Annotated in this window: 11 protein-coding genes; 6 read left to right on the top strand and 5 right to left on the bottom strand. The window is 44.0% G+C overall.

The window, feature by feature from the left end; genetic code table 11:
* Nucleotides 1-219: 219 nt before the first annotated feature.
* From VFS25_RS15665 to VFS25_RS15650, 4 genes are all read right to left on the bottom strand, one after another.
* On the bottom strand, nucleotides 220-627 hold the full coding sequence (locus tag VFS25_RS15665) for a hypothetical protein (RefSeq protein WP_326463109.1): 408 nt from the start codon (nucleotides 625-627) through the stop codon (nucleotides 220-222).
* Nucleotides 628-864: 237 nt separating this feature from the next.
* Complete coding sequence (locus VFS25_RS15660) at nucleotides 865-1,389, bottom strand: cyclic nucleotide-binding domain-containing protein (RefSeq protein WP_326463108.1); 525 nt, start codon at nucleotides 1,387-1,389, stop codon at nucleotides 865-867.
* A gap of 324 nt (nucleotides 1,390-1,713) precedes the next feature.
* Complete coding sequence (locus VFS25_RS15655) at nucleotides 1,714-2,163, bottom strand: SRPBCC family protein (protein WP_326463107.1); 450 nt, start codon at nucleotides 2,161-2,163, stop codon at nucleotides 1,714-1,716.
* A gap of 332 nt (nucleotides 2,164-2,495) precedes the next feature.
* Complete coding sequence (locus VFS25_RS15650) at nucleotides 2,496-4,310, bottom strand: glycoside hydrolase family 2 protein (RefSeq protein ID WP_326463106.1); 1,815 nt, start codon at nucleotides 4,308-4,310, stop codon at nucleotides 2,496-2,498.
* A gap of 440 nt (nucleotides 4,311-4,750) precedes the next feature.
* Between VFS25_RS15650 and VFS25_RS15645 the strand changes: the two genes are divergently transcribed.
* The 6 genes from VFS25_RS15645 to VFS25_RS15625 all read left to right on the top strand — a co-directional run bounded on the left by VFS25_RS15645 (nucleotide 4,751) and on the right by VFS25_RS15625 (nucleotide 7,635).
* Nucleotides 4,751-5,197 (top strand): MauE/DoxX family redox-associated membrane protein, encoded by a 447-nt coding sequence (locus VFS25_RS15645; RefSeq protein WP_326463105.1) that lies wholly within the window; start codon nucleotides 4,751-4,753, stop codon nucleotides 5,195-5,197.
* A gap of 10 nt (nucleotides 5,198-5,207) precedes the next feature.
* Complete coding sequence (locus VFS25_RS15640) at nucleotides 5,208-6,068, top strand: hypothetical protein (protein ID WP_326463104.1); 861 nt, start codon at nucleotides 5,208-5,210, stop codon at nucleotides 6,066-6,068.
* A complete protein-coding gene (locus VFS25_RS15635; protein ID WP_326463103.1) occupies nucleotides 6,046-6,261 on the top strand; it encodes a hypothetical protein in 216 nt (71 codons plus the stop codon). Before VFS25_RS15640 ends, VFS25_RS15635 begins: the two co-directional genes overlap by 23 nt.
* A gap of 85 nt (nucleotides 6,262-6,346) precedes the next feature.
* The gene (locus tag VFS25_RS25365; RefSeq protein ID WP_414647747.1) at nucleotides 6,347-6,610 is read left to right on the top strand and encodes a DUF6520 family protein; all 264 of its coding nucleotides are present in this window, start codon (nucleotides 6,347-6,349) and stop codon (nucleotides 6,608-6,610) included.
* A 116-nt stretch (nucleotides 6,611-6,726) separates the two neighbouring features.
* Nucleotides 6,727-7,017 (top strand): VOC family protein, encoded by a 291-nt coding sequence (locus VFS25_RS15630; protein ID WP_326463102.1) that lies wholly within the window; start codon nucleotides 6,727-6,729, stop codon nucleotides 7,015-7,017.
* A 117-nt stretch (nucleotides 7,018-7,134) separates the two neighbouring features.
* Nucleotides 7,135-7,635 carry a hypothetical protein gene (locus VFS25_RS15625; protein WP_326463101.1) on the top strand — a complete coding sequence of 167 codons (501 nt, stop codon included), beginning with the start codon at nucleotides 7,135-7,137 and terminating at the stop codon, nucleotides 7,633-7,635.
* 867 nt (nucleotides 7,636-8,502) lie between these two features.
* Here VFS25_RS15625 and VFS25_RS15620 read toward each other — a convergent pair.
* Complete coding sequence (locus tag VFS25_RS15620) at nucleotides 8,503-10,674, bottom strand: glycosyl hydrolase family 18 protein (RefSeq protein WP_326463100.1); 2,172 nt, start codon at nucleotides 10,672-10,674, stop codon at nucleotides 8,503-8,505.
* Between the last annotated feature and the right edge of the window lie 344 nt (nucleotides 10,675-11,018).

Raw genomic sequence — 11,018 nt, 5'->3', positions numbered from 1 at the left:
TACCTGCGGGGTCACGTTGACGAGAAACCTCTTATGATTAAAAAAAAATCGTAAGAGGTTTATTTTCATGAAACTGAGCTACAAATTTAATCTAAAATCCCTTCAAAACCGACATACACTGTGTCACAGTATTTTCATTCTTCCCTGTTGTTCTATCTGTAATTACAATAAAAAACCGGAACCTGAACGCTCCGGTTTAAACAGCGATATTTTTTGCTCCTATTCTACACGCATATACTTTTCATCCTGTTCATCACCCATATAAATATAACTACCATCATCGGCATAATGCACATCAGTTTTTAGTGCAGTGAGTTTCTTACTGTCTGGTTCATACTGTGCTGTAAACGTTCCAAGATCTGTCGTGTCATAACTCGGCTTTCCGTTCTTGGGCGGCATCGTTTCGATCACCCATTCTCTGACCGAATATCCGTTGTCTGTCTTTTTGATCTCTACAAAATCCTTCACTTCCCGGCTCGTTACTGTATTATCGTTCATGTGCGCTACTTCCCGCGAATGTGTATAAAGAAATCTACCGGTCAGTAGGTTAGATTCTTCTACTTTGCTTCCGGTGTCACCGCAAGCGTAGATTGTAAACGTGATGATCAACAAAATGACGTATTTCATATTGAAATTTGATTTGGGTTCCCGACAATTACAGGCATTTGAAAATTGCTCTACGCCTGCCAGTGAGTTGCAGGCGATAATTATACTAAATTTAGCCAATTTCCGCTACAATAAAAAGTTCAAAACTGATCTGAAATTTGTCTTGTAAAGATCGTGACCAGATAAGATTATTATTCAAGCTTTATAGCAGAATAAACCACAACCCACAGCCGGAATGCGATCCCAGCCCTAAAACCATCATCCATCAGCATATTTCTTTAACCGATGGATAATATGCTTGTGGGATAACAAAAAGTCCTCGTATCTCTTAGCCGCCGTATCTGTGCGAAAGGCAATTTCAAGCGGTTCTTTTTCGATGACCCAATGTTTTTCGAGGTAGTTAATGTAAAAAAGGGCTAAGTCGCTATGTTGCTCAACCAGCTTTCTAAACTCTGCAAAATCGTACTCCAAAACCACCGTTTCCTCAATAGCTACAATCGAGAAGTGGCTTGGTGTCCGGGTCATGGTTGCCGTGACGGATGCCGCGAGCCTGTTTTCAGGAAAAAAATATTTGATAATCATCTCACCTTCGTCCGGCAAGTAGGATTGATAAGCCAGGCCCTGGCAGATGAAAGCAATTTTATTTGGCACCTCGCCCTCTTTAACCAGGTATTCTCCTTTTCCATAAGTCTTTGGCTGCAGCAAAGTACTCCAGGCAGATGCTGTCGCTTCGGCAATAGGGTAATATTTACGGATTTGATGAAAAAAAAGCTCCTTATTCATAAATGCTTTTTTAAAAATCATAATAAGCATATCCGCACCCTACTCTCCGCATCTTAAACTTTGTTTCCGTTCAGATCAATTGCGGGTAACCGGTAGCACCCGGTTGCGCATCCCAAGGCGTGAAATGCTACTATCCAGGTTTGCTGCTGTAAAGTTAACGGTTAAACGAAATTAACACGGATGCAGCTTCTCATTTCAGGACATTTGCATCAACATAAAGAGCAGTTACGACCATTTGTCATTAGGGTTCACAACCCAGGCAATATCAAAGCCGCGTAAATCGTAAGGTTTACGCGGCTTTTTGTGTTTTTAAGCATATAGCCATCAGGCATCCGGTATCTCAGGCTCCACTAACTTAGCCAGCTTTTCCAGCGATTCCTGCCAGCCTAAATAGCACATTTCTGCAGGTATAACAGCAGGAATTCCTTCCTGGGTAATTTTTATTTCTGTTCCGGCGATAGTTTTCCGCAGCCAAACGGAGGTTGTCATTTCTCCCGGCAGGTTGGGATCGTCAAATTTATCAGTGTATTTCAAAAACTCATTAGGTTTGATTTCCACGTATGTTCCACCAAATGAGTGGCTGTTACCGGTTGAGAAATTCTGGAATGACATTTTATGAGAACCGCCTGTCTTTACATCCATTTGATGAACGGTACAAAGAAACCCGTAAGGAGGTAACCATGAAGCGATTGCTGAAGCTTCAGTAAATGCACGGAATACCTTTTCTGGAGATGTTTTAAGAACTCTGTGTAGCGAAACAGTATTGCTTGACATAATATATATTTTTTGTTCCTACTCATCTGGCTTTTCGGTTCCGCCCGTTTTTGCAGTGGTTGCTGCTCCACTTACCTTTTATCCTGGTTGTTTATCCGTTACTTTCAACACAACAAAGATGTGAAGAAGATTAAACCTGGATAGCGGCTGTATAAGACAAATTAAAGGGCTGTTTGCGACCTCGCCCGCCAGGGCTTGCACTGTAAAAGGTCACTTAATGGTAAAGGGTTTCCGCCGGTTAATGGCTGAAACCCTTTAAAATTACAAACATTGCTGATTGGCCTGAACGCGATATTTAAAAGCGCCTGTGAAAATGAAGTGTTTGCTTCCCATCAATGATTCCCATCATTCATCTCCTTTGATTCTTCTATAACAGCCTGGTTAATCTCCTTTACCCTGTCTACCTGCATCTTTTCAACCTTTCTGTCATAAGTCAGCAGGCCATTAACTTCATGCTCCACATCTGTTGTTTGCGTATAAATGGCTACGCTAAGTCCCCTGTATTTCATAAGCTGCGCTACCTGATCCAGTAAAAGCACATAGCGGTCTGTAAGCGCCGCCTGGGTGGGCTCATAAGCATATGCATTATTCTCTACGGGCCACATATGTCCACGGGTAAATAATCCAACGCCGCCAAATTCGCCCAGCGATGCTGCGCGCTTACCGTCCGGCACAGATGCTTTGTAAGGTCCTATATAAATATGGGTATCTACATAATCCCCGTTTTCCGGATCGCCATATGGTTTTTGATAGCTTGGGTTATTATTAAATCCCGAGTTACCATTCACCAGCCGGGAGGGATCATAAGCTTTCACCCAGTTGGTAATTTCCTTAACGTCAAATGCGCCCCAGTTCTCGTTAAAAGGCACCCAGGTTATGATGGAGGGCGAATTATAATGCTCATCAATCATTGCCTTCAGCTCCTCACGGAACTGTTTCCGGGTAACGGCTGTATCTTCATGCTGATACCATATGGCCGGCATATCCTGCCAAACCAGCAACCCCAGCTTATCCGCCCAATAATAAAAACGCTGCGGTTCGGTTTTCATATGCTTGCGGATAAGATTGTACCCTGCCTTTTTTGTGAACGCAATATCAAACTTCAGCGCATCTTCAGTAGGTGCTGTTAACACACCATCCGGCCAGTAGCCCTGGTCCAACAGTCCCAGCTGCATAACAAACTTCCCGTTCAAAAGGGGCCTTACAACCCCGTTTACCTTACCCAGCTTTATATCCCGCATCCCGAAATAACTCTTTACTTCGTCTGCCACACTGCCGTCCGGGTTGTAAAGCGTTAGCTTAAGGTCATAAAGAAAGGGTGCATCAGGCGACCATAGTACCGGCTTTTCAACAGGCAGATAAAAATAAGCACCCGCCACTGCATCTACACTGGAAACAGTTTTATGACCATCGGAAGCCGCTGCTGCTATCTTATTTGCACCATTACTGTTAACGAATATCTTTAAACGCTTACCGTCAACATCAGGAAGCAAACGAATGCTTTTTATATAGTTGCTGCTTACGGGCTCCAGCCACACTGTTTGCCATATTCCCGACGTAAAGGTATAGTCGCCCCGGGGGCCGTTTTTACCGGAGGGTGTTCTGCCGTCATTCAGGTCCTGCGCAGCAACAATAATCGTATTCGGGCCTGTTTTTAAAAACGGCGTGATGTTAACATTAAACGCATCATAGCCACCTTCGTGGGTACCCGCTTTTTTCCCGTTTATGAAAACGGTAGTGCTATGGTCAACTGCGCCAAAATGCAGGATGACCTGTTTCCCTTTCCAGGCAGCCGGTATCTCAACTGTTTTCCGGTACCACATATTTATTTCCTGCTTACGATGTATACCAGACAAAAAAGATTCAGGGCAATATGGCACCAATATTTTCTCATGCACATGCTCAAATGAGGCAGGCGCCTGCGGATGACCGGCATCCGGCGCCTCTTTACCGCCACGGTAATCCCATTTCCCGTTCAGGCACATCCACTCATCCCTTTGCAGCTGGGGCCTGGGATATTCGGACAGCGGAACTGAAGCCTCCATGGCGTCGTTTGTCCATGGCGTAGGCAGTTGTGCAACCTGGGCGGAAACATTCAAATAGCTGACCATGAAAATCAGCACAACCAGTAAAATTCTATTACGCATACTTAATCGGATATACCGTTATAATACAAATATTTTAATTCAATTTGGCGTAAAATATTTGCCGGCCCACACATTTCGCCAGGGCACCTTCCGGTACAGGATCCGTAAGCTGAAGGCCGGTATGGTAAAGCGGCATTATAGGAATTGCCGGCCAAATCGCTGAGGTGTACGGAGCAGCAGCTGTTTTTATTTTTGCAGTCATTGTGCGGGATAGTTGCGGCTAATGTTTAAAAGTGATTTTAAAAAAGTCTTTAAATGATAACACAGTATTTAGAATATCTGCTGAAATTAGGTTAACAAGTAGCCAACGACACCGTGAGAATCTGACAACTATTCCTGAAACTATTCCAAATCTCCAAATATGTTTACTGCAGGCGCGCCCATTACGGGATTGCGTTATAACCCTGGTAAGTATGTTATAACCTGTAAATATACTGTCCATGTTACGAAAAACCGTAGTAGAGGTAATATGCCTCTTATTCATCCTGTTGTTCGCTTATACAGCTGTAAGCAAGTTTCTTGATTATGAAAATTTCCGGGCCGTGATAGGCCAATCTCCCCTGCTTACACGGTTTGCGCCGGTGCTGGCAATAGTGGTTCCTCTTGCTGAAATAGTGATTGCTTTGCTGCTTGTTATTCCACGGTACCGGCGCTACGGATTGTACGCATCCTTTGCCATGATGGTGCTGTTTACTGTTTACATCATTGTATTGGTGACACTGTCTGAAAAAATTCCCTGTTCATGCGGAGGCGTTATTTCCCGCATGACCTGGAAGCAACATCTGTACTTTAATATTGTTTTTGTTTTCCTGGCATTCTCCGGTATGTGGCTATACACCAAACAACCGGATGGAGGGTTTCCTCAAACTAAATCCATCCACGCTTAACCGTCAACCCATGATGCAGCCCCCCTTCCGATTTGCCGCATTTTGTGTTGCGGCCTGTCTTGCCCTTGTTCTTATTTTATATGCCTTTGCAGATAAGCCTAACGATCAAAGAAACGGTTTTAACCGTAAGCCGCTGCCGCAAGCGGCACTGCAACATTCACTGGAATTAAAATATCCTGCTTATTATATTGCCGGCTATGCCGGTCAACATATTTACCTGGGTAACTATTCCGCCTCCTTACATCTGCTGGCTGTAAATGAAAACCTGAAAGACACACAGTTCCTGACCCTGAAAATGCCCCCGGGAGAACGTTATGCATGGAAGCTGGCGCGTGTAATGGTAGATTCCCCGGCTGTATATATGGCAGAAGGCAATACCCCGGCCCTTTACAGGGGAAAACTGGACGATATGCGCATGAGCCGGTTCCTGCCGCAAAGCTGCTTTTTCAACATGCTGCAAAACATTTCCCCCACTACTTTTATATCCCGCAGCGTTTATGCAGACTCCCTGGGCAACAAACGAAACATTCTTGCAAAGATAAAAACAGATACCCCTTATGTAAAGCTGGGGAAGGATATTCTCACCAGGCAGGTAGATGGTATTTTTTGTACAGACGGCACACTGGACTATGATAAACAAACAGGAAAGCTGGTGTATGTTTACCATTACCGGAATGAGTTTGTAACGCTGGACACCAACCTGCATGTGATCTATACCGGGCATACCCTGGACACTAATACAAGGGCGAAAATTCGGGTAGCCAATATGTCAACAGGCATCAGCAAGTTTTCTGCGGCCGCCTATTTATGTAAACAGCAGGGCAAGAGCTGCCGGCAACAGGCTTTATGTGCTTTCTTCCCTGGTGGCTGATAATGACAACAGGCAGGTCAGGCGGCATCATGAAATAATAGATGTATTCTCACTGGATAAAGGAGTATATATCTACACACTATACATTCCGCTTACCGGGAAAGAACGTATAACAGACTTTCTTGTAAAAGGCAACCGGCTGTTTGCATTGTGCGATCATACTTTAAATGCATATTCCATTATTACAGACTAACATCATTCTATTGCAATAGAACAGGCGAAGCCGAAAACCTGTAGAAAATAGTAGGCATGTATCTGAAGTCAAAATTTTTACGGTCATGAACTTTAAAAAAACTGGCCTGTCAGTAGCGGTATTTGCGCTGGCCATCATCAGCGCTTTTGCTACTAATAAGCGATCCGCGGGAAATGGGTACACTAACCTTCAACAGGTTCCCAGCCAGGGCTCGCCCTGCGTGTACCGGCAATTCTGTGCAGGCGGATTTAATACCTGCAGGGTTACCATATCAGGCGTTGGGACGGTTCAGCTGTTACAACTGGAATCCAATGGCACCTGCAGCAGCACGGTACTTTCACAACCCTGATTAAACAGGATGAGCATAAAGCCTTGCGGATTGCAAGGCTTTATGGTTTATTGAAATACACTTATTGTTAGTAAGGAACCAGCATTTTTGTTACTTTTAAGAAGCATAGCTACATTATGGTTGATATATTCTTAATAGTAATTAAGACTAACAAATTGCAGGAGCAATTTGAATTTTACACTCAATTGGGTTTCTTGTTCGAATATCATAAACATGGCAATGGCCCTTACCACTATGCCAGCACCGGCAGCAAGCCTGTACTTGAAATATACCCGCTGCCTAAAGGAATTACGGAGGCGGACAATACAACAAGGCTTGGATTCACAGTAGAAAACCTGGATGCATTAATTGATAAACTTATGTTTGCCGGGATTAAAATAATATCGGCGCCGGCAAAAACAGCATGAGGCTATACTGCGGTTGTGCAGGATTTAGATGGCAGAAAAGTGGAGCTGACGGAAAAATAAAAATGATTATAAATTAACCAACCTCTGTTAATTTTTCTTTTACAAACTACAATTAGTGTGTATATACGAACGCGTAAAATTATCCCTGCCATTATTTTCATTTTGGTTTTATGTGGAGCCTTCTCCTGCAGGCCGGCAAGAAATGTAGCTGGAACATACCGTTCAAAATTTGCCGTCTACGGGTTCTTTCGTACGACCATCCGCCTGAAACCGGACAGCACGCTTGAATATGTTTTCCGGGGTGATCTTATGTATGATAGTACAACAGGGCATTACAAGGTGATTGGCAATAAGGTTTATATTAATCTCGATCAGCAGCCAACAGACTCCTACCATTTGCATTACAGGTTTGATGACCTGCCGCTAAAGCGCTTTGTTCATTCAGAAGATACTATAAGATATAAAGTGCTTTGTTACATCGGGCACAAAAAGTTATTTCCAGCACATACGGAAACAGGAAAAAAAGTAACTAAAGCAAAAGGGTATTCCAAACGAAAGAAATACCTGGTTTTTGGCAGCCACTTTTATGAGAGGAGGTATTTTTATGAACGGCGGTAATATAAAATAATAAGAACGCTCTTATTACGACCTGGACTATGTATGGAAGAAAAAGTCTATTAAGCATGTACAAAAGCTATTATTTTTCAATCCCTGCCGGAGCAGGAAAAACAATACTTTAAAGTCTACAGGGATAACTGAAGATGGTAATGAAGGCGTTACACAAAAACGATTTGAGGATTAGAAAGCAATGAGCTTGATAATGTTTTGCAGTTGTCGAAAAAAGGAATGACAAGCATCAAACATGCCCCTTAGAGATACAGAAAAATCGCAGTGTATTGATTTTCAACACAAAAAGTAAGTCGTCGATGTAGGGGTAGAATTATATCGTACCATAGAGGAATTGAAATACAAACCTCATAGCCGCGCCGGCGGCAGGCGTAAGTTTTAATCGTACCATAGAGGAATTGAAATAAAGGTATAGCAAATCTTTCTCCGATTCTCGTTCTGGTTTTAATCGTACCATAGAGGAATTGAAATCATTCCAGTGTCTACCAGGAGCGCATATATTCCAGTTTTAATCGTACTATAGAGGAATTGAAATGCAAGCGGGTTATTTTCAGGTAGACTTATCCCTAGTTTTAGTCGTACCATAGAGAAATTGAAACTGTAATGCTGATATCATTCGGCTGAATAACGCTGCTGTTTTAATCGCACCTTGAGGAATTAAAATCAGGGTGACAGAATGAGTCATGGCGTTGCTGTTGATTTAATGGCACCCAGGAGTAACCGAAATATAGTTAACTCTTTCCAGGCATCGGACAAATGCATTTTAATCAAGTTAATCAAGCGAAAAAAGAATTAAAATTGCAAGCTTTTCCTACTAAAAAAGCCAGGGCCGATCAAAAGATCAGCCCTGGCTTAGCATTACATACGTATAATCTTCACACTACCTTTAAGCACGCCATTTGCATTGCTGGCTTTGATAATCCAGGTACCTTGTGGCAGCTGGTTTATATCCAAGCTGATAAATTGGCTGCCCTTGACGCCGGCAACATATTCCCTATGTAACACAGGACTGGTACCGTTCACACTCCACACATCCAGGTAAATCTTTTCAGCAGCTACTGCTTTTACCTTTACCTGCACAGTTGAGCCAGTAACCGGGTTAGGATATGCCGTTAATGTAAGCACGGTGGCTGCAGGCTGAACAGCCGCACTGACAATGGCTGCTCCTGCGCTACCTGTGCAGGCTCCAAGCGGTTTCCACCACCAGTCGGCCGTGCCGGGTGTTACATTGTACAGTGCATCTGACTGGCTTTCGTACAGTATACTGTTATATACAACGCGATCTCCTTTGCTGTAAATCTTAGGATAAGGCTCGTAAGCAGGCACACCCGCGCAGCTGCCTCCACCGCCAGTTGAGCCTACCACTACTGTTACCACCGCAGATGTAGTAGCACCGTTGGCGTTATCAGTAGCTTTCGCAGTGAGGGTATAAGTGCCGGCAGCCACATTGGTCCAGGTAAAGCTGTAAGGCGCGCTGGCATCTTCTCCCAGCTTGCTGCTGCCATTAAAGAACTCCACTTTGGCAATGGAGCCATCGTTGTCTGTAGCAGTAGCCTGAATAGTGATGTTGGCAGGAGCAGCGAATGTAGCATTGTTAGCCGGTGAAGTGATGCTCACTACCGGCGCTGTATTGCCTCCTCCACTATTGCAGTCATGCACATAAGTCCAGGGCTTGCCATCGCCGGTGTTAATATCCGGCTGTTCATTTTGTGTCCACCATTTGGCGGTGTATATCTCACCATTATAAACTACCTGGCTGCCATTGGTATAAACACCTGATGGGGACCAGGCTGCGATCCCATCACAGGAATTACCACCTGTTCCGTTTACAACAACGGCAACAATTGCTGAAGTAGTGACTGCGCCGGCATTATCAATAGCTTTGACGTTAAGATTATAGCTGCCTGCCGCTACATTTGTCCATGTATAGGTATAGGGACTTGCATTATCTTCACCAAGTTTAGTGGCACCATTGTAAAATTCAACTTTAGTAATGGAACCGTCGGCATCTGAAGCAGCGGCATTAATCGTAATGGCAGCAGGCGCTGTGAATGAGGCATTGGCTGCAGGAGCAGTAATGTGTACGGTTGGCGGCTGATTGCCGTTACCACCGCCCCCGTTTGCAATCACTTCATCATGAATGGCAGATAAAAGGGAGTATGTGCCAACAGCATCCTGGGAAAGCTCCCACATCATAATACCACCGCCCTGGGTATACGCCAGGTCTGTTTTACTCTTAATGGTAGTAATACCATTATAACCTACTCCATTGTAGGTATCGGCGTAGGGACTGGCACCACGTGCTATCAACGCAGCAAAGCTCTCCCAGCTGGGACGACCATAAAAAGGAACACCCAATATGGCTTTGGCAGCAGGTAAACCTTTGCCTTTCCAGTATGCAATTGACTGGGATGCATAAGTGTAAGTAGAGTGATCGTAATTATTATAATCATAAGCCATCAGGTTCAGGTAATCAACCTGTGAAAATACGGAGCTGAGTATGCTCTCTCCACCGGTGCCTACTACGGCAGCGCTCAACAGCTTTCCCTGTGCATGCAAAGCACCGGACAACTGTGTCATGAGCGCTACGTAATTATTGGCAGACGCGCCCTGATCCGGGTATTCCCAGTCGATGTCAACTCCATCGAGCCCATACTGGTTAACAAAGCTGAGAATATTTGCCACGAAAGCATTACGGTAGCTGCTGTTGCCTGCGGTAGATTCAAAGCCGCTGTCATCACCATTATTCCATCCGCCTACAGCGATCAACACTTTTACGCCGTTGGCATGGCCCATAGCAACAAGGCTTTGCAGCTTCGATGGGTTTTCAATGGGTTGAAAGCCGCCGGTGGCTGTTGGCAGCAGGAAAGCATAGTTGATGTGCGTAAGCTTACTGTATTGTATCGCATTCACATCGCCCGACCAGGAGGGCATGTACCCAACTACTTTAAATTGCGCAAAAGAAAATAGGGAACTGATAAGCAATACACAGGACAGGACGCCTGCTCTTATCCATAGATTTGTTTTCATTGTATATGGTTTTTAAGGATTGTGCTCATGCTACATCATATAGGTTTCGTAGGTTTTTCACAGGCACGCCGGTGCACAATGGAGGTGTCGGATATGGGAGGCTTTGGTACTATTGGAGAGAAGTGTTTTTTTATGTACGTTGATTAATGAGATATAAGCACCCAGGTATCATTTACGAAAAATAAAACTTCACAAGTATTATAGTATATTAACTCAGTTTCTAAATAACTCACGTATGAGGTTCCTTTTTTTATTTGTTTCCCTAATATCTCTTAAGGCGTTTGGACAAATATCTCCAAATGTAATATTGACCTATGATAGTGATACTACCTTTTGGGCTGATT

Source organism: Chitinophaga sp. (assembly GCF_035761305.1).
Classification (GTDB): Bacteria; Bacteroidota; Bacteroidia; order Chitinophagales; family Chitinophagaceae; genus Chitinophaga.
The sequence above is the reverse complement of the archived record's forward strand: the minus strand, read 5'-3'. Positions and strand labels throughout refer to the sequence as shown.